The 18933-nt window shown below is 63.7% G+C and carries 19 protein-coding genes and 1 pseudogene; 8 read left to right on the top strand and 12 right to left on the bottom strand.

From position 1 onward, the window contains the following. Window positions 1-157: 157 nt before the first annotated feature. A complete protein-coding gene (locus JQ558_RS14980; RefSeq protein WP_212272342.1) occupies window positions 158-1459 on the bottom strand; it encodes an alpha/beta hydrolase in 1302 nt (433 codons plus the stop codon). 331 nt (window positions 1460-1790) lie between these two features. Here JQ558_RS14980 and JQ558_RS14975 point away from each other — a divergent pair, with 331 nt between their 5' ends. Further along, entirely contained in the window at window positions 1791-3161 is a 1371-nt protein-coding gene (locus tag JQ558_RS14975) for an APC family permease (protein WP_212294051.1), read from the top strand. Between the two features lie 86 nt (window positions 3162-3247). After that, on the top strand, window positions 3248-4429 hold the full coding sequence (locus JQ558_RS14970) for a hypothetical protein (RefSeq protein WP_212272748.1): 1182 nt from the start codon (window positions 3248-3250) through the stop codon (window positions 4427-4429). 15 nt (window positions 4430-4444) lie between these two features. Here the strand turns inward: JQ558_RS14970 and yidD are convergent, their stop codons facing one another. After that, window positions 4445-4834 (bottom strand): membrane protein insertion efficiency factor YidD, encoded by a 390-nt coding sequence (gene yidD / locus JQ558_RS14965; protein ID WP_249127688.1) that lies wholly within the window; start codon window positions 4832-4834, stop codon window positions 4445-4447. Window positions 4835-5130: 296 nt separating this feature from the next. Between yidD and JQ558_RS14960 the strand changes: the two genes are divergently transcribed. Beyond that, a complete protein-coding gene (locus tag JQ558_RS14960; protein ID WP_212272340.1) occupies window positions 5131-6045 on the top strand; it encodes a hypothetical protein in 915 nt (304 codons plus the stop codon). A 16-nt stretch (window positions 6046-6061) separates the two neighbouring features. Here JQ558_RS14960 and JQ558_RS14955 read toward each other — a convergent pair whose 3' ends face one another. The 3 genes from JQ558_RS14955 to JQ558_RS14945 all read right to left on the bottom strand — a co-directional run bounded on the left by JQ558_RS14955 (window position 6062) and on the right by JQ558_RS14945 (window position 7418). Further along, the gene (locus tag JQ558_RS14955; protein ID WP_409410518.1) at window positions 6062-6376 is read right to left on the bottom strand and encodes a type II toxin-antitoxin system VapC family toxin; all 315 of its coding nucleotides are present in this window, start codon (window positions 6374-6376) and stop codon (window positions 6062-6064) included. After that, window positions 6280-6744 (bottom strand): type II toxin-antitoxin system prevent-host-death family antitoxin, encoded by a 465-nt coding sequence (locus JQ558_RS37235; RefSeq protein ID WP_249142464.1) that lies wholly within the window; start codon window positions 6742-6744, stop codon window positions 6280-6282. Before JQ558_RS37235 ends, JQ558_RS14955 begins: the two co-directional genes overlap by 97 nt. A 230-nt stretch (window positions 6745-6974) precedes the next feature. Further along, window positions 6975-7418: an iron-sulfur cluster assembly scaffold protein gene (locus tag JQ558_RS14945; protein ID WP_212204895.1), complete on the bottom strand. Its 444-nt coding sequence runs from the start codon at window positions 7416-7418 to the stop codon at window positions 6975-6977. 238 nt (window positions 7419-7656) lie between these two features. Here JQ558_RS14945 and folE point away from each other — a divergent pair, with 238 nt between their 5' ends. Both folE and hisI read left to right on the top strand, forming a co-directional pair. Beyond that, complete coding sequence (folE, locus tag JQ558_RS14940; protein WP_212272337.1) at window positions 7657-8361, top strand: GTP cyclohydrolase I FolE; 705 nt, start codon at window positions 7657-7659, stop codon at window positions 8359-8361. 28 nt (window positions 8362-8389) lie between these two features. Then, entirely contained in the window at window positions 8390-8818 is a 429-nt protein-coding gene (gene hisI / locus JQ558_RS14935; protein ID WP_312014987.1) for a phosphoribosyl-AMP cyclohydrolase, read from the top strand. Between the two features lie 39 nt (window positions 8819-8857). On the opposite strand, the gene JQ558_RS14930 is transcribed toward hisI, so the two are convergent. Next, window positions 8858-9841 (bottom strand): tripartite tricarboxylate transporter substrate binding protein, encoded by a 984-nt coding sequence (locus JQ558_RS14930; protein WP_212204899.1) that lies wholly within the window; start codon window positions 9839-9841, stop codon window positions 8858-8860. 257 nt (window positions 9842-10098) lie between these two features. Here JQ558_RS14930 and JQ558_RS14925 point away from each other — a divergent pair, with 257 nt between their 5' ends. Then, the gene (locus tag JQ558_RS14925) at window positions 10099-11286 is read left to right on the top strand and encodes a CaiB/BaiF CoA-transferase family protein (RefSeq protein ID WP_212294050.1); all 1188 of its coding nucleotides are present in this window, start codon (window positions 10099-10101) and stop codon (window positions 11284-11286) included. Window positions 11287-11410: 124 nt separating this feature from the next. Then, on the top strand, window positions 11411-12457 hold the full coding sequence (locus tag JQ558_RS14920) for a transglycosylase SLT domain-containing protein (RefSeq protein WP_212294049.1): 1047 nt from the start codon (window positions 11411-11413) through the stop codon (window positions 12455-12457). 26 nt (window positions 12458-12483) lie between these two features. On the opposite strand, the gene JQ558_RS37230 is transcribed toward JQ558_RS14920, so the two are convergent. Together JQ558_RS37230 and JQ558_RS37865 are read right to left on the bottom strand one after the other, a co-directional pair. Beyond that, window positions 12484-12744 (bottom strand): hypothetical protein, encoded by a 261-nt coding sequence (locus JQ558_RS37230; protein WP_249119472.1) that lies wholly within the window; start codon window positions 12742-12744, stop codon window positions 12484-12486. Then, a pseudogene (locus JQ558_RS37865) lies at window positions 12743-12892 on the bottom strand (caspase family protein); the annotation flags it as partial. The gene JQ558_RS37230 and the pseudogene JQ558_RS37865, both read right to left, overlap by 2 nt. A gap of 273 nt (window positions 12893-13165) precedes the next feature. Here JQ558_RS37865 and JQ558_RS14910 point away from each other — a divergent pair. Beyond that, complete coding sequence (locus tag JQ558_RS14910) at window positions 13166-14332, top strand: DUF2336 domain-containing protein (RefSeq protein ID WP_212204930.1); 1167 nt, start codon at window positions 13166-13168, stop codon at window positions 14330-14332. A 106-nt stretch (window positions 14333-14438) separates the two neighbouring features. Here JQ558_RS14910 and JQ558_RS14905 read toward each other — a convergent pair whose 3' ends face one another. From JQ558_RS14905 to JQ558_RS14890, 4 genes are all read right to left on the bottom strand, one after another. Further along, window positions 14439-15017, bottom strand: coding sequence for an Hpt domain-containing protein (locus tag JQ558_RS14905; protein ID WP_212204932.1), 579 nt, complete (start codon window positions 15015-15017; stop codon window positions 14439-14441). A gap of 25 nt (window positions 15018-15042) precedes the next feature. Then, the gene (locus JQ558_RS14900) at window positions 15043-15588 is read right to left on the bottom strand and encodes a response regulator (protein WP_212036134.1); all 546 of its coding nucleotides are present in this window, start codon (window positions 15586-15588) and stop codon (window positions 15043-15045) included. A 279-nt stretch (window positions 15589-15867) separates the two neighbouring features. Further along, complete coding sequence (locus JQ558_RS14895) at window positions 15868-16647, bottom strand: NAD kinase (protein WP_212204934.1); 780 nt, start codon at window positions 16645-16647, stop codon at window positions 15868-15870. 122 nt (window positions 16648-16769) lie between these two features. Then, on the bottom strand, window positions 16770-18923 hold the full coding sequence (locus JQ558_RS14890; protein ID WP_409363369.1) for an adenylate/guanylate cyclase domain-containing protein: 2154 nt from the start codon (window positions 18921-18923) through the stop codon (window positions 16770-16772). Window positions 18924-18933 lie beyond the last annotated feature (10 nt).

Below are 18933 nucleotides of genomic sequence, written 5' to 3'. Positions count from 1 at the left end.
AAGTTGTATCCCCTAATGGCTGCACCCTACGGTGCGGGCCTGCGTCGAACAATGCTGCGCGCCCTAAATCGTCGGGCCATCAACATCACAATTCGATCAGTGGAATTCAGAGGTATGATATGAAGGAGCTGCGAAGAAGCCTCGCTGAAGCGACCGATTACCGGTTCGCGGGCGACGGCGCGCTGGCGATCCGGGTCAGCTGCGGCGAAGCCGCCATCTTGACCAGCACATCCTTGACCGGATGCTCGGTCCAGGCCTGCGTAACGTAGTTGCGATGGGTAATGCCATCGCGCGTCTGCACGAACACGACGCTGCCGGGGCGCAGCGGCCCGTCCATGTTCTCGGTGACGGTGATGCCCTTGTCGCGCAGCATCCCGATCAGTTCCTGGTCACGGCGCTTGGTGTAGCGGGTGTAGGAGCTGACGAAGAAACCGGTGCGGTTCTTCTCGATCCAGCTGGCGAACTTGTCGAGTTCACCATAGACGGCGTCGAGCAGGAACACGCCGCGGACGCGGTTGGTTGCGCCGCCGACGTCGAGGCTCCAGGCGGTCGGCAGGAAGCCGCCGCTATAGCCGACGATGACGATCGGCATGTTGGCGAACGCCTGTGCCGATTTCGGGTCGCCGGTGAGGCGGGCGAGGTGGGTCGCCGATTCATCCATGAAGCGCTTGAAGCCGCCGGGCTGCCAGAACTTGCCGGCGCTGGAATCGGCAGCGTTCACCGCCAGCTGCGGCGCCAGCAGCACGGCGTTCACACCTGAATCCGAAATCTGCTGCGGCACCAATTGGCGGTCGCGGACATCGCGTTCCAGCGTCGCGCCGTTGCCGTGGAAGAACACCACGATCACGCCGGGCTTGCGGACGTCGAAGGTCTCGGGGACGTGCACCAGCACGCGGCTGTCATTGTAGGTCTCATCCTGCCAATAGACCCGGCCGCCATAGCTGCGATGGCCCTTGCGATCGCCCTTGGTGATGTTGAGGAACGGCGCCTCGGAGCGCGGATTGGTGCCGAAATAGGGGAAGGCGGAGGATTTCATGCTGACCAGCGTGGTCAGTTCTTCGCGCTCGCTCTGGCGCGGAAGCGTCAGCGTGGGGTTGAGCGAGGCGACCCTGACCGGCTCGGTCCGCACCTTGCGTTGAGACGGGGCTGGGGCCAGCGCAACCTGCTGCACCAGGCTCTCGCTTGGCGTCGGGAAACGGTCGGCGAATTGCGGCTGCGGGAAGCGGTCTTCAAAACTGTCGCCGGTGGCGGCGTGGGCGTTCGCGGCCAGCATGTCCGCGCTGGGCGCCTTGCCGCATTGAACCAGCACGAACGACAGGGGTACAAAAAGCGAAGCGGCCGCGATCCAGTGCCAACGACGAGGATGGGCATGCCGGGGCTGGGCATCGCGCTGCGTCGCCGGGGAAATCACCCGGTTTGCGCGATGATGTATCTGGAATTTCGGATCCGCTCCGACCATCCACCCCGTGCCCCAAGGACCACCTGAGAACCACCCAAGATCCACCGTTAACCGGCGTACCTCGATCGTGTTTAGGCGACGTTAAGCTTCCGGAGAAAACTCCCCACATCCGGAAGTCCGCAAGGAGACCATCCAATCGTGTCCTGATTGTGAGCCCCGCCATCTTGTCTTCGCAATGTCAGGGTGCACTGGGAAAGTCAAAACAGCGCCCTTTGGTAATTAGATACCTAAATCGTTACCCGGTTTAAATCATTGTTAACGCTGCTTGAATTGGGCAGCTCCAGCCTGCACCATGAGGGTTCAGGCGCGCGGCGCTGAAGGTACGGTCGAAATGGCGGCATCAGAAACGGGCAGCGCGGCATGGTCCGGCCCGCGTCCCGGCGGCGGCTCGACCATTTCGGTCGTGGTAGCGATCTCCATCGTCGTTGCCGACATGGTCGGCGTTGGCGTCTTCACCAGCCTGGGCTTTCAGGTCAAGGACATCCCTTCCGGCTTCTCGATCCTGTTGCTGTGGACTGTCGGCGGTATCGTCGCGCTGTGCGGGGTGTTTGCCTATAGCGAGCTCGGGGCGATGTTTCCGCGCTCGAGCGGCGAGTACAACTTTCTCGGCCGCGCCTTTCACCCGGCCTTCGGTTTTGTGGCGGGCTGGGTGTCGGCCACCGTTGGTTTTGCGGCACCCGTCGCACTCGCCGCGATGGCGTTCGGCGAATACGGCAAATCGGTCTTTCCGGACGCGCCGCCGCTGGCGCTCGCCGTCGGCGTTGTCTGGCTGGTGTCGCTGGTGCAGCTCACCGGCGTCAGGCACTCCAGCACCTTCCAGTTGATCGCGACCATCCTCAAGGTGCTGCTGATCGTGGCCTTCCTGGTCGCCGGATTTCTGATGGCGACGCCGCAGCCGTTGTCGTTCGCGCCGTCGGCGTCCGACTTCTCCCACATCGTCAGCGCGCCGTTCGCGATCAGCCTCGTATTCGTGATGTATTCGTTCTCGGGCTGGAATGCGGCGACCTACATCATTGGCGAGGTGCACGATCCGGAGCGCAACGTGCCGCGCGCGATGCTGGCGGGGACGCTGATCGTGCTGGTGCTGTATGTGGCGCTTAACGCGGTATTCCTGCACTCGGCGCCGATCGACAAGCTGGCGGGCCAGCTCGACGTTGCCCGCGTCTCCGGCAGTTACATCTTCGGCGAGTTCGGCGGCCGCATCGTCGGCGCCATGATCTGCTTCGGTCTGATCTCCTCGATCAGCGCGATGATGTGGATCGGACCGCGCGTGATGATGACCATGGGCGAGGACATCCCGGTGCTGCGCGCGTTCGCGCGCCGGTCGACCGGCGGCGCGCCGGCCTGGGCCATTCTGTTTCAGCTGACGGTGGCGAACCTGATGCTGTTCACGCGCAGTTTTGAAGCCGTGCTCGAATTCATCCAGTTCGCATTGTTGTTCTGTTCGTTCTTCACCGTGCTCGGCGTCATCAAGCTGCGTATCACGCACCCCGACCTGCCGCGGCCCTATCGCGCCTGGGGATACCCGGTCACCCCGCTGGTATTCCTGCTCGTGACCGGGTTCATGATGTACTATCTCTTGACGGAACCGCTGCGCGTGTTCCTTGGTGTTTTGATCATGCTGTCAGGACTTCTGATTTACGCCGTTTTCCGCAAGCGGGCCGATCAAGGCCCGGTGGCCGCGTCTGCGGGCAGCGAATGAAGATGCGTGCTTCGTTGAAAATTGCCTCGTTGAAAATTGCTTCGGTGAGAATTGCCCCGTTGAGAATCGCGGCGCTGGTGGCCGCGATGTTGTTCGTGGTGGTGCTGCCCGCGCGCGCCGCCGATCCGGCAACCGCCGACGATACCGCCAGGTTTCTCGCCGGCATGATGCCCTCGGCCGACTCGCCGCTGATGCCGCTGACCAGGGAGCCGGCCTGGCAGCGCCACGCCAAATTCTTCGACAATGCGTTCGCGCAGCTCGAGCAACGGCAATTGTCGAAGATCCGCGCCTGGGCGGATAGCAACCTGGCGGCGCCGCGGCCGACCATGTTCTACATGTTCTCGGGGCCGGACTTCCTCTACGCCGACGCGTTCTATTCGAAGGCGACGACCTACGTGCTGAGCGCGCTCGAGCCGACGGGCTCGGTGCCGGATCTGACGAGACTGCCGCGCGGCGGTGTTGGCGCCGCGCTCTACAGCGTGGAGCGTTCGCTGAGTTCGATCCTGAGCTTCAGCTTCTTCATCACCAAGCAGATGAAGACCGATCTGAGTGCCGGCCAGATCAACGGCACCTTGCCGGTCCTCTATGTGTTTCTTGCGCGCTCGGGCAAGACCATCCGCAGCGTCACGCCGGTGGCGCTGGACGACAAGGGCGCGGCGTATTTCGGCAACGAGAACCCCGGGCCGAACGCGGTGCGCGGCACGCGCATCGTCTTCGCCGGCAGCGACGGCGCGGAAAAGACGCTGTATTATTTCTCGACCGATCTTTCCAATTCCGGCGTCAAGGTCACGGGCTTCCTGAAATTCTGTTCGACGCTGGCGCCCGGCAACAGCCTGATCAAGAGCGCGTCCTATCTGCTGCACTCCGGCAATTTCACCACGGTGCGCGATTACATCCTCGCCAACAGCGCCACCATCATCCAGGACGATTCCGGCGTTCCGCTTCACTACTACAGCCCGAAGAAATGGCGCTTCTTTCCGTTCGGCCGTTATGCCGGCCCGATCGACGAGTTCCCGGGGCGATATCAGCCATCCTATGCCGAACTGTTCAGGCGCGCGCAGCCGATGGATTTCGGTATCGGCTATCGCTGGCGCACGCATGAATCGAACTTGCTGCTGTCGGTCAGGTTGCCCGACGACGGCTCTGGCAGCCAGGAGACGACGTCATCGGCCGAGCCGCCACCGCCGCCGCCACCGCGTCCCAGAAAGCCGCGTCCGCCGGCGCCGATCGAACCGCAGCCGAGAGGCGGCTTCTTCTTCTGGCGCTAGCTCGTCCGGGTTGATTCACAATGTGTCGTGTTCGCCGGCGCGCAACGACGGCGCGTTGACGCCGCGCCATCGGCCGTAGCGCCACGGCAGATACCATCGCGCGCCCGGCGGTTTTGCGAGCGGGACGTTGTCGATCCCGGACGTCCCCCAGGGCTGACAGCGTAAGATCCGTGCCAGCGTCATCCATCCGCCGCCCCAAAGACCGAAGCGTTCGATGGCCTCGTCGCCATAGACCGAGCAGGTCGGCAGGTGGCGGCAGTTGTAGCCGACCAGCGGCGACAGCGTGCGCCGGTAAATCCAGATCAGCCCGCGCCCCGCGTTGCGGGGCAAGCGCCGGACCGTCGTGGCACAATCTATGCATTGTGATTTTGTGCAATGTGATCTTGTGCACTGTGATGACGGCATGAATGACTGTTCCATATGGCTTGCCGAACGATCTCCGTACTCTTGCGGGGTTCCACGGTAAGGAACTGAACATACGCAGATATTTACGCCACAGTTGGAAACTATCCGATGGTTTATTGGCGATGCAGCAAAGGTACTATGGACGCTCGCAGGGCGCACGGTTACCTTTTTGATAACGCCGGTATGACAGAATCATGTGGCGTTGAAGTGGGGCCATTGCCGTTGCTCGCCGATAGGGCTTGGGGGAAGGAACCAAATTGAGGTTTGTTACGTCGGCTAAAATTCGCGGCTTGGCCATGCTCGGTGCCACCGCCCTCTGTATCGCATTGCCTGGCGCGATCACCACGCCGGTCAACTCGGCGCACGCCGGCGTGTCCCTCGAAGAACGCAAACTGCCGATGCACTTCAAGTGGGTCGCATGCCAGCCGGACTGCAAGGGCTGGGTCTCCGCCGTCGGCATCGTCACCGCGGACAGTCCCAAGGCATTCGAAGAGTTCGCGCGCGATCGCCAGCTTGGCGGCGCCACCATCGTGCTCGATTCCAGCGGCGGGTCGGTCAATGATTCCATTGCGCTCGGCCGCAGGTTCCGTGCCCTCGGCGCGCTGACGACGGTCGGCACCACCGTGCGCACGCAGACGGCGCAGGGCGAACGCGCTCATGTCGTTCCGGAAGCCTATTGCGAGTCGATGTGCGTGTTCCTGCTGCTGTCCGGCAAGACGCGTTATGTGTCGCCGGCCTCGCATGTCCGCGTGCATCAGATCTGGATGGGCGATCGCGCCGATGACGCCAAGGCGGCGAGCTACACCGCGCAGGATCTGATGATCGTTGAGCGCGACATCGGCCGGCTCGCCAAGTTCACCTTCGACATGGGCGGAACCGGCGATCTGTTGTCGCTCGCGCTGAGCGTGCCGCCGTGGGAAGATCTGCACAAATTGTCGGCGGCCGAATTGCGCCTGACCAATCTCATCACGACCGACGCCGTGGCCGACGTGCTGCCGCGTGACTCGTCGACGCCGGTTGCCGAACTGAAGTCCAAGCCGACGCAGGATCGGTTTGTCAGCTCCTCGGTTGAGGAGCGGGCGACGGTACAGCCGGCGAAGTCGACCAAGACCGCCGAAGCTTCGGTTCCCACCGGTGGCGTCGCGGCGACAGAAGCCGCGGTTCCGACCGGCGGCGCCGCCGCGCCGGCGCCGGCTCAGCCGCAGAAGTAAATCTATCCCGTCATGGTCAGGATCGTGCACCTTGCGCGCGCTTGAACGGATCGATGACGGCGACGCCGGAAGGCTCGAAATCCGATACATTGCGCGTTACGACGGTGAGCCCGTGTTCGAGTGCCGTCGCCGCGATCATGAGATCGGCGCTGTCATTGCCGAGAGCGGCGCTCAGGGCGCCCCAGCGCCGCGCCGTTCGCAGGTCGAATGGCACGACCCGCTCGCCGTAGAGGGTTAGGATTCGGTCCAGCCATTCTGCAAGAGCGCCCGCAAAGCGTGGGTCGGTCGTGCGCTGTCGCGTAATTCCGCGCTCAATTGCGCCAATGCTAATGACGCTGAGGAAGAGATCGGTTGTCCGCTGTCGTTCAAACCATTTGACAACCCATCGGATCGCGCTTGCGCTTGCGCAGCTCGGATAGCGTAACGGTATCGATCAGGAACATCAGAGATCGAGGTCGCGCAAGCGCACGTTGCGGCGCGGAAAGTCGCCATCGTCCTGTGGCATGGCAAGCAGCGCATCGGCAAAGGACGGTGCCTGGGCACGTTCGAGGTGCCGCAAGCGCCGTACTCCACGACGTCCACCACGACTACGGCGGGCTTGCCGTGCTTGGTCACCGTCTGCGGCACGCGCCGCGCGGCCTCGACGACCTCGCTGAAGCGGTTCTTCGCATCCTGTACCGACCAACTGCGCTGGGCCATGCCTCAGTCTCACTAGCTAGAATTTCTAGCCAGAATACGATTGGAGCCGTCCACGGGCACCGCCGCGCCGGCGCCGGCCCGCGAAGTAAACCACGCCAAATGGTGTCATCGCGAAAGCGGATGATCCAGTAGGCCGCGGCGTCTGTAGTTGATCGAGAATTCCCGGCGTACTGGATGCCCCGCTTTCGCGGAGCATGACAGTGGTGTTTTGGGACGGCGTACCGCTGCGCCTACGCCGGCTGCTTCGCCTTGGCCTCGATCTGGCCGACCGCATCGACCACCGCATCGAAGGTCAGCATGGTCGAGGCATGCCGCGCCTTGTAGTCGCGCACCGGTTCGAGCAGCGCGATGTCGGCCCATTTGCCCTGCGGCGGCTGGCCGTTTTCCTTCAGCATCTTGCGCACGGTCTCGCGCAACTCGCGCAGCTCGCTCGCGGTCGAGCCGATGACATGGCTCGCCATGATTGAGGAGGAGGCCTGTCCGAGCGCGCAGGCCTTCACGTCATGGGCGAAGTCGGAAACGACCGGCCCGTCCATCTTGAGGTCGATCTTGACGGTGGAACCGCACAGTTTGGAATGGGCGGTGGCGCTGGCGTCGGGGTCGGGGAGGCGGCCCAGACGGGGGATATTGCCGGCCAACTCGATGATGCGCTTGTTGTAAATGTCGTTCAGCATGGAGCAAGGTCTCGGGCCCCCGGGCGGGAGTGCCCTTGGCGGCAGGGTTGCACCGTCCTATATATGGACGGTCATGGCGGAAATACAGTCCGTCCATGTCGCCACGGCGGCCTGATTGGAAGCCAATTCTACCCCGGTGGTGTTAGGAACAAGGGGACTCAGGCGCCCGGCGGCAAACAAACCCGCCCCGTCTGCCCGGTGACACTCCGGTCTGAAGGACCGGTCGAACGGAGAAGACATGGACGCATTGATCAAATCCCTTCGCCCCAGCAAGACTGAGGTCAAATCGCCTGACGTGGCGCCGGACACCCGTCCCGCCGAACTCGATCCCGCCGAATTCCTGGCCGCCGCCGTCCGTGCCGATCAGCCGCGTCCGTCGCGCGCCGAGGCCGAAGCGGCCGTGCATACGCTGCTGAGCTATATCGGCGAGAATCCCGGCCGTGAGGGCTTGCTCGACACCCCGCGCCGGGTCGTCGAGGCCTTCGACGAACTCTACCAGGGCTATCACCAGTGCCCGGCCGAAGTGCTCGACCGCACGTTTGGTGAGACCGCCGGCTATGACGATTTCGTTCTGATCCGCGACATCGAATTCACCTCGCAATGCGAGCATCACATGATGCCGTTCTACGGCAAGGCGCATATCGCCTATACGCCGGTCGAACGGGTCGTGGGGTTGTCGAAGCTCGCGCGCCTGACCGATATCTTCGCGCGCCGCCTGCAGACGCAGGAGCATCTCACCGCGCAGATCGCGGCCGCGATCGACGAGGTGCTCAAGCCCCGCGGCGTTGCGGTCGTGATCGAGGCGGAGCATACCTGCATGTCGGTGCGCGGCGTCGCCAAGCACGGCGCGATGACCTTCACCAGCCGCTATACCGGCATGTTCCGCGACAATCCGGCGGAGCAGGCGCGTTTCCTGTCCATGGTGCGAGGAACGAGCCGGTAGCCTCGCCTGAATCTTCGCGAGGCCCGCCGTGTCCACACCCGCAGATATCAACGACCGCGAGGAAGGGCTGGCGTTCCAGCCCAAATTCGACGCGTCGGGTCTTTTGACCTGCGTGGCGACCGATGCTGCGACCGGCGACGTGCTGATGGTCGCGCACATGAACGACGAGGCGCTGCGCAAGACCATCGCCAGCGGCGAGGCCTGGTACTTCAGCCGCTCCCGCAAGGCGCTGTGGCGCAAGGGCGAGAGCTCCGGACACACCCAGCGCGTGGTCGAGATGCGGATGGATTGCGATCAGGACGCGATCTGGATTCGCGTCGAGCAGCACGGCGCGGCATGTCACACCGGCCGCCAGTCGTGCTTCTACCGCGCGGTGACGGCGGGAGATGGCGGCACACAGCTGTCGTTCGTCGATGCGGACCGGCTGTTTGATCCGAACGCGATATATCGAAAATGATCCGTTGTTGCGCTGGCGGCCTCGCCGGACGCTCGGTTTTTACTCCGATGGCTTGACGCCAAGGTCGCGCAGGATACCGAGCATCACATCACTGTCGCGCTTGAAAATGCGAGCCGTCGTTTCGAGATTGGCTGGGGAACTCAGCAGAAAGTTGTTCAGCATCTGCTGGACCTTGGAGTCGGATCCGGCCTGGATCAATAGCTCCGAGATCCGCTGGACGATATCCTGCGGTGTGCCGGTTGGTACGGCAAAAGTGGTGAATGCGCGAAGGTCGTAGAAGTCGCCGACGGCGCCCTGTTCAGTCATTGTAGGCGTGTCCGGATAGGGTGGCAGGCGGCTGCCTACCACGCCGATCAGGTTTCCGGTTCCCGCCTGTATGACGGGGGCTGCCGCGGCATAGCTTCCTGCGGCGCCATCCAGCGTCTGTCCCGCGATGTCATTCCACATCGGCGCCTCGCCGCGGTATTGGACGACCTGAAATTGAATGCCGTATTGCTTCGCCATTGTCGCTATGAGGACGTGCGGCGTCGAACCCACGCCGTACGATCCCCAGTTCAGGCTGCCGACTTTTTTTCCATATTCAATGAACTCTCGAAGATTTTTTGCTCCCGTCTTCTTCGCCGCCACCACCGGACCCCCGGCGCCGCTGACCATCGTCAGATAAATGAAGTCTCTCTCGGGATCGTAGGGAAGGTCCTTCACCGTAAGCCGGTTCTGGATGAGTGACGAGGAGATCGTGCACAGGATGGTGGTGCCGTCCGGTTCTGCGCGTTTCGCTTCCGACACGCCAATGACGCCGCCTGCGCCGGCCTTGTTTTCGATGATGACCGTCTTTCCCACCTGCCGCGCCAGATAGTCACCGAAGGCCCGCGCGATGCCATCCGTCTGGCCGCCCGCCGGATACGGCACGAGAATACGAATCTGGCGTGCGGGCCACGCGGTTTGCGCCTCGGTCTTTACGGACGGGGCGCACAACATCGCCGCCGAACCTGTCACGAACGTTCGCCGCGTCAGCTTTTTCATTTTCCTGCCCTGTTGTTTTCTTTTCTATCGTTCGACTGCGAAGACCAAGCGGGGTTGAGAAGTAGCACAGAACTCCCCGCTTTGGCCTGGCGGCCGAGTATAGCGGCGATGTAAATCAAGCGAAGGTCGTGGATGTCGCACTGATATTCCGCACCGTGGATTGTGTCTGCTTAGAATCAAAAGTTGACGTACCGGCTGGCCGCCTTGTCGCGGAAATCATTCCCTGTAATCTGGCGCAAACATAAGGGAAAAGTTCGATGAGGGGAGTTCTGGAGGGCGTGCGCGTCCTGGATTTCGGTCGCTATATCGCGGGACCGTATTGCGCGACACTGCTGGCCGAGTTTGGCGCCGAGGTCATTCGCGTGGAGAAGCGTGACGGCAGCGAAGATCGCTTTGTGGCACCGGTCGGCGAAGGTGGCGAAGGCGCACTGTTCCTGCAGATCAACCGAAACAAGAAGTGCATCACGCTCAATCCGATGAAGCCGGAGGGGCAGGAGGTGATGCGTCGGCTGGTTACAACTGCGGACGTGGTCGTCGCCAACCTGCCGCCGCAGACGCTGCGCGCGATGAAGCTCGATTACGATTCATTGAAAGCGATCAAGTCCGACATCATCCTCACGACGGCAACTGCATTCGGCGGGCCGGGGCCTTGGTCCGACCGCGTCGGCTTCGACGGTGTCGGGCAGGTCATGTCGGGTTCGGTATACATGACCGGCGCCGGCGACCCGCCTTACCGGGCCGCGGTGAATTGGGTCGATTTCGGAACCGCGCTGCACTGTGCGTTCGGCACGCTTGCCGCTCTGATCGAGCGCGGTAAATCCGGGCGCGGGCAGATCGTCGAGGGCGCGTTGCTTGCAACCGCGTTGTCGTTCACCAACGCAACGTTGATCGAGCAGGCCGTGATCAAGGCCAATCGCGTTCCGACCGGCAATCTCGGCCAGACCGCTGCGCCGGCCGACATTTACCGCACCCGGGACGGCTGGGTGCTGTGCCAGGTCACCGGTCATCCGCTGTTCATTCGCTGGGCAAGGTTGATGGGCGAAGAGGACCAGTGGCTGAGCGATCCGCGCTTTGCGGACGACATCAAGCGCGGCGACAACGGCGCTGTCATCAGCGAACGGATGGCGCGCTGGTGCGCCGAGCGCACCACGCAGGAAGCGGTCGACACGCTGGGGGAAGCGATGATTCCGGCAGGTCCGGTGCTCAGCCCGCAACAGGCGCTCGATCATCCGCATATTCGCGCTGCCGGCTTCATGCAGGATGTCGATTATCCGGGCCTGCCGAGACCCGCGCCGGTCGTACGGGCTGCCGTCCGGCTGTCGGAAACGCCGGGTGAAATCGCGGCGCGCCCGCCGATGCTGGGCGAGCACACCGATCTGGTCCTGGCCGAACTCGGCTATGACCCGGCTGCCATTGCGGCGCTTCGACAAGGCGGTGTCATTTAGCGGATAGGTCGCCTTAACCTCCCATTAACCATAACTGTCCCAGTGTGGCGCCGTATTGGGCGCTGATTGCGATTTTCGCTTTAGGCTGCGCGGTCGTTTCGCGGGGAGCGGGGCACCAGGAAACATGTCGGTCGACACATTGAACGCCACGGCAGGTGTCGATCCCACGCGCACGAAGATCGCGGGCTCGATCAAGCAGGCCGCCTCGACCACCGGTGCGAGCTTCGAATACCTGCTCACTACCGCCAAGATGGAATCCAACTTCAACCCGAAGGCGGCGGCGACCACCTCGTCGGCGCGCGGGCTGTTTCAGTTCATCGACCAGACCTGGCTCGGCACCGTCAAGGAAGCCGGCAGCCATTTCGGCTACGGCAAATATGCCGACGCCATCACCAAAAATCCGTCCGGCAGCTATTCGGTCAGCGACCCCACCGCGCGTGCCGCGATCATGAAGCTGCGCGACGATCCGCAAGCCGCTTCGTCGATGGCGGGGGTGCTGACCCAGTCGAACAGCTTCAAGCTCACCGGCAAGATCGGCCGCCGCCCGAGCGACGCCGAACTCTATATGGCGCATTTCATGGGCGTCGGCGGGGCGGGAAAACTGATCTCGAGCGCCGAGGACAATCCGCAGGCTTCCGCGGTGCAGATGTTTCCGGCCGCCGCCGAGGCCAACCGCTCGATCTTCTACGATCGTTCGGGCCGCGGCCGCAGTGTCTCCGAAGTCTATTCGGTGCTGAACTCGCGCTACGCCAGCGCCGCCAGTTCGCCGGCCACCCGCACCGCGATGGCGGCGGTCGGTGGTGACCTGCCGCGTCGCATCACCGTCGCGAGCGCCTCGCAAGCGATGCCGGCTGCGCCTGCGATCGATAACGCGGCCTATCTGTCGAGCTTCCCGGATTCGCGCAGCGTGACGCCGGTCGCCGCGACCTCGCAGACCGCCTCCGCGCAGCCCGAGCCGATCTTCCGTTCGCTGTTCCAGGCCGGCGCACGCAGCGAACCGATTTCGCCGGCGGTGCAGGAATTGTGGGGCAGGGGTTCTTCGCTGACGACGGTGGCGTCAGCGACCTCAGTCGCCTCGGCGACACCATCGGTATCGGGACAGAAGCCCGAAGTCCGCGCACCGGGCCGGCTTGATCTGTTCAGCGATCGCAACGGCACGTTCAGCAGCTAAGGCTGCTCAGCACACAGACCGCTGAGCTACCTCTGCGCCGACAGCGTCTTGCCCTGCTCATAAAATATCTTGCCGCCGTCGGGGCCAAACCTGATGCCGTATTCGAACGATGCGGTGCCTGAGGACTTCTTGCCGTTCGATGGATTGGAATGGCTGAATTCCAGCGCGCCGCTGATCTGGCAGCTTGATCTCGCCTGATCGCACGAGGTTCGTATCGTATCCATCTGCAGCCGGTACGATCGGTTCGGCCAGTTCTTGACGTATCTCTCCTTGTCCTTGCGGCGCATTGGCCGAAATCGACACCAGATAATTGACATTGCGGACCTGCACGCCGTGGCCGGCGTAATAGAACAGCGCGACATCGGCGCCGGTGAGCTCGTTACCAAAAGTCTGGATCGCGCGATCGAACGCCGACTTGTCGAGATCGATTTGCGCCTACGAGGGAGTAGTTAGGCAAGGATTGGCGCCTGGTGTCGAGATGGTTCGCGTCAAGAGAACGCGTCAAATCCGGGCGGTTTCGACGGTAGCGCCAGCGGTGCGCGGCGAGGCCGATCATCTACAGTCCGGCCGCGCGCGCGAGTTCCCTTAACGAAACGTCAATAATCCCAAACGTTTATGGTGAACCCTTTGTTAAGCGTCATGGTTTATTTTCTATGACAGTGGCACCGCGTCACGGTGTCGTTTCGGGTTGCGTAGGCCGGCTAGACCATGATCGTTCGGCAGTTCATCAGTTGGATACGTACCGCTCCGGCAGGCGAGCGGGCAGAGGCGACGCGGTCTTTGGCGCGGGCCTGGTTGATTTCCGATCTCACCGAGGACGACCGCGCCGCCGCTGAAGGCGCGCTGCTGATGCTGCTCGACGATCCATCCCCGCTGGTACGCCAGGCGATGTCGCAGGTGTTTTCGCGCAGCGCCGAAGCGCCCGCCGCGATCGTGCAGGCGCTCGCGCTCGACCAGGCTTCAATCGCGCTGCCGGTGCTCGAACATTCCCCGCTACTGATCGACGCCGACCTCGTCGACATCGTCGCGACCGGCAACAGCGACACGCAATGCGCGATCGCCCGCCGGGTCAATCTGCCGCCATCGGTATCCGCCGCGATCGCCGAAGTCGGCTCGCCGGCCGCCGCCCTCGAGCTGATCGAGAACGCCTATGCGGAGCTGGCGCCTTTTTCCTGGGACCGCATCGTCGAGCGTCACGGCCATCTCGCCGCGATACGTGAATCGATGCTGGTGCTGGAGGGACTGCCCTCCGCCACGCGCATGGCGCTGGTCGCCAAGCTTTCCGACACGCTGGCGCAATTCGTCGTCGCCAAGAACTGGCTGAGCCCGGACCGGGCAGGGCGGCTCGCCTCTGAAGCGCGCGAACGTTCGACCGTTAACATCGCGGCGCGTTCGCGCGGCGAGGACATGCAGGGCCTGGTGCAGCATCTGCGCGCCACCGGCCAGCTCACCGCGGGCCTGATCCTGCGCGCGCTATTGTCAGGTAATCTCGAACTGTTCGACGCATCATTGGCCGAACTGTCCGGCCTGCCGCATGCCCGCGTCACCGCGCTGCTGCACGATCGCGGCGGCGCCAGCCTGCAGGCGCTGCTGATCCGCGCGGGCCTGCCGGAATCCACCTTCGCCGCCTTCCGGATCGCACTCGAGGTCTGCCACGAGACCGGCTTTGTCGACACGTTGGACGGTGCGGCGCGCCTGCGCCGCCGCATGGTCGAGCGCGTGCTGACCCATTGCGAGACCGACCGCAAGGCCGCCGAACCGCTCTTGATCCTGCTGCGCCGTTTTGCGACGGAATCGGCGCGCGAGGAAGCCCGCATGTTCTGCGACGAGCTCGTTGCCGAGGACGCGATCACGCACGATCTGATTGCGGCGTAGGCTGCGCCTCACCGTCATTGCGAGGAGCGTAAGCGACGAAGCAATCCATCTTTCCGCGTATGCGGCCCGATGGATTGCTTCGCTTCGCTCGCAATGACGGGAAGCCTCACTCCACCGGAATAATGCTAGGCGCCAAAATCGCTTCGAGATGTTCGGGGCGGTCGCGGTTGGCGTGGGTCAAGAATTCGTCGGCGATGCCGCGCAGCGAACGGCTGAGCACGCCGGCGGTGGCCGCGGTGTCGAGCTTGGTGCGCTCGCGGACGATGGCCTGAATGGCGTTGATGTGATGCCGAATGAGATCCGACGGCACCTGGTCGAGATCGGGTGCGTGTTCGATGATGCGGCACAGGCTCTCGGCAGCGGCGCCCGCGGAAGGAAAGCCGAATGTCGCAGCATCCCCCTTGATGTCGTGGGCGGCGCGAAACAGTTCTTCGCGGGCGTCGTCGGTGAAGCCGCTTCGCAGGATGGCGGCGTGCGCGGCGGAAAGCCGGTCGGCCTCGATCGTCATCCAGTTCTTGAATTCACCCGACAGCCCGGCCAGCGCTTTCTCGGCACGTCCGACGGGATCGTCGAGGTCGGATTCGGGAACGCGCAGCAGCACCTTGCGCAAGGGATTTGGCTGCGTGATCACGTGGTGATCGGCGAAGCTCGTGACCTCCAGCTTCCCGGGTTTTTCCTTCGCCATGATGGTTCCTTAGCGGTTTCGCGCGTTAGACGCTGGATCGCGCCTTGTCGAGCAGCGACGGCTGCTGCATCACTTCCATCTCGCCGCCGATGCGGCGCTCGGGGCCGATATAGGCATTGTTGGTGTTGCGCCGGCGGTCCGGTCCGAAATAGGTCTTGGTCTTGATGAACGGCCGCGGGTTGGCGACGACGTTGAGGATGCGCTGATAAAGCCCCTTCGCCGAGATCGGCTTGGCCAGGAATTCGGTGACGCCGGCGTCGCGCGCGACCGTCACGCGGCGCTTGTCGGAATGGCCGGTCAGCATGATGATCGGCGCGTAGGGGTTGCCCTTGGAGTCCGGCTGCCGGATCATCTGCGCCAGTTCGAGTCCGTCGAAGATCGGCATCGCCCAGTCGGTGATGACGATATCGGGGACGTAATGGGTGTACATTTCAAGCGCGGTGGCGCCGTCCTCGGACTCGTAAGCCTCGCGCGCGCCGAACGAGTGCAGCAGCGTCCGCAGGATGCGGCGCATATGCGGGTTGTCGTCGCAAATCAGAAACCGCAGCTTGTTGAAGTCGATGCGATACATGGTCCTGCCCTAAAGCGCATACCGGGCAACACGGTACACCCGGCGTTAACCATATCGCGGGGCCGGTTAACGAATGGTTGCGAAAGGGGGCGGCGGGGGATCTGGCGGCAGCTTAGTCACCGCTCTATCAGCACGTCGTCCCGGCCTTGAGCCGGGACCCATAGCCACGAACGTTGTTGTTGCGGAAGGCGTGAGCCACCTCGCTTCAACCGATAGCACAACGCGGTATGGGTCCCCCGATGCGCAATTGCGCATCTGTGCTCAAGCCCGGGACGACAGCTAATGCCCGAACTGCTCGCGCAGGATGCGCTCTTCCAGGCTGTGGCCGGGGTCGAACAGCATGCGCATCGAGATCGACTTGTCGGACAGCACCTCGACGCGGCGGACGTCACGCACTTCGTCATGGTCGGCCACGGCTGCGACCGGACGCTTGCCGCCCTCGAGCACTTCGATGACCACGAAGGCGGTATTGGGGAGCAGGGCGCCGCGCCAGCGCCGCGGCCGGAACGCGCTGATCGGGGTCAGCGCCAGCAGCGCCGCATTGATGGGGAGGATCGGTCCCTGCGCCGAGAGGTTATAGGCGGTGGAGCCGGCCGGCGTCGCCACCAGAATGCCGTCGGCGATCAGTTCGGCCATGCGTTCGTGCTCGTCGATCAGGATGCGCACATGCGCGGCCTGATAGGTCTGGCGAAACAGGTACACTTCATTGATGGCGTGATGCAGATGCACCTGATCGTGAATATCGGTCGCGCGCATCAACAGCGGGTTGATCAGCGACTCGCGCGCCGCGGCCAGCCGCGCATGCAGATCGTGCGTGGAGAATTCATTCATCAGAAAACCGACGGTGCCACGATGCATGCCGTAGATCGGCTTGCCGGTCCGCATGTACCGGTGCAGCGTTTCCAGCATCAATCCGTCGCCGCCGATCGCCACCAGGATATTGGCCGTATCCGGGTCGTGATTGCCATAAAGGCTGACCAACTCCGCCAGTGCCGCCTGCGCCTCGGCGGAAGCGCTCGCAACGAAGGCGATGCGGTCATATCGCTTGGGGCTGGCCATCGGATTACGGGCTCATGGTGGCGCCGGATTGCGCCGCGCTCGTCTATACACCTTGGCGGCGCTTGTCGAGATGGAAGGGCGCCACGCCCGGGATGGTAACCTGAACCGAAGGGCCGGAGCGGTTATTTCTCCTGCAGGGTTCGGATCGGGTCCCAATCCTTGTCAGGCGGATTTTCAGCCAACTCCCGGGCGCGCTGCCTGAACAGCGCTGCCGGCCGGTCGATCTCAGCCGAACGCTCGAAGCATGTTGCGGCAAGCCCGAATTCCCGGGCCCGCCAATGCGCAAGTCCGTCGGCGTAATGGGCGATCAGCGCCTGCCGGGATGCGCCAAGCCCGGTCGAGAGCGCCAGCAGTTCGTAGATTTTCAGCGCCTGGTTGCGTCCCTTGACTCTGATAGCGTCGAGTTCGCGCCAGGCGAAAGCGTCGCCGGCAAGGGCAACCGTCGTCTCCGAAGCGATGACGGTCGTGCCGTAGAATTTGTTAGCCCCCTCCAGCCGCGAGGCGAGGTTCACCGCATCGCTCATGACCGAGTAATTGAAGCGGCGCCGCGATCCGAAATTGCCGACCAGCGCCTCGCCGGAATTGATGCCGATCCGCTGCGCCAGTCTGTGTTCGTGAAAGAGCGCCGAGGAAGCGTTGAGCTCGGCCAACCTTGTGCAGCAGTCCAGCGCGGCGCGCGCCGCATTGGCGGCATGGTCGGGATCGTCGGCCGGCGCGCCAAACACGGCCACGACGGAATCGCCGATATATTTGTCGACATAGCCGCCATGACTTTCGATGACGTCGGTCATCGCCGAGAGATATTCGTTCATCAGCTCCATCAGGCTGTCCGGCGACATCTTCTCGGCGATCAGCGAAAACCCTTCGATGTCGGAAAAGAACACCGTCACCTCGCGGGTCTCGCCGCCGAGCTCCGGCAGTTTGTTCGACGACAGCATCCGGTTGATGACGTGCGGGGCAAGGTACAGCGCAAAGCTCTTTTGCAGCAGGCGGCGATCCTTGTCGGCGACGACAAAGCGGAAACCGATCGTCGAGGCCAGCGCCAACAGGCTGGCGAGCAACGGCTCGGCGACCGGGAGCGCCAGCGCGTGGTTGAAGGCGAGGGTGGCGCCGGTGATGCCGGCCACGACCATGACCGCCCAGGCCGTCGCCGCGACGAGCGGTCTGAGCTGCCACGCGGCAATGGCGGCCAGCGCCGCGAATACAGCCGCGATCAGGAAGCGCGACAGCGGCCCCGGTTCAACCACTGCATTGCGCGAGATCAGGTTGTTGACCGCGGTGGCGTGGATATAGACGCCGGCGATCGTGCTGGTCCTGAAGGCGGCGGAGACCGGCGTGCTCCCCTCCGCGCAGCGCGGCGTGCGCGCGCCCTCGATGCCGGTTGCAAAGCGCTTCGACGTCATGCGCCGGTCCTCGATATCGAGAACGGTGCCGAAGATGACGACCTTGCCGTCGAACCAGCGCCGAAAATAGTCCTTGTCGTCCTTGACCGCGCAGTTGCGCAGGTCGGCGAACGAGAAGGTCGGAATGTCGGCCGCGCCGCCCTCGAAATTCAGCGTCAGCGTATTCGGCACCCGGCCCGGGATCCGGTAACCGCCGAGTGTCATCCGGCCATTCTTGTCGAATTCGGGAGCCGCGCCCATCGCGCGCGCCGCCAGCTCGACCGCCATCGAAGGCACCTTCGCGCCGTTGATGGGGAACGTCAGCGGCATGCGCCGTACCACGTCGTCATGGTCGGTATGAACGTTGAGGGGGCGGATGTTCTGCTGCTGCCGCACCGCGATGCGCTGTCCGGCCGAGGGCCTGACCGGCTGGTTACCGCCGAGCGTTTCCCCCAGCACCACCTTGCCATTGACTGTCGCGCCGGCCAGCGCGCGCAGGAAATCGCGGTCGAAGCCGCGCACCCTCGTGCCCAGCATGTTCTCGCCGAACGGGATCTCCGACTGCTCGATCGATGTCGGGATCACCACGTCGAAGCCGGCGACCTTGGCGCCGCCTTCCAGGGTCGCGGTCAGCACGCGGCCGATCTCCCCGGTCCAGGTCAGCATCGGCGAGCCCTTGAACGGGGCGGTGCGCAGGCTTTCCTCGTCCATCGCGATGACGACCGTCGGAGACGCAGCCGGATCCTGCCTGCGGCCAAACACCTCCCAGCGCAGCGCCGTGAGGATATCGAGCGAGAGCCCGCGGATCGGCCTGACCGCCGGAGAAACCGAAGCCGCCGCGCAGACCAGCGCGATGGCGGCGATCACCATCTGGTTGCGCGTGCTGCGCCTGATTCTCAAGCGC

This window comes from Bradyrhizobium sp. AUGA SZCCT0160 (assembly GCF_018130105.1).
Classification (GTDB): Bacteria; Pseudomonadota; Alphaproteobacteria; order Rhizobiales; family Xanthobacteraceae; genus Bradyrhizobium.
The sequence above is the reverse complement of the archived record's forward strand: the minus strand, read 5'-3'. Positions and strand labels throughout refer to the sequence as shown.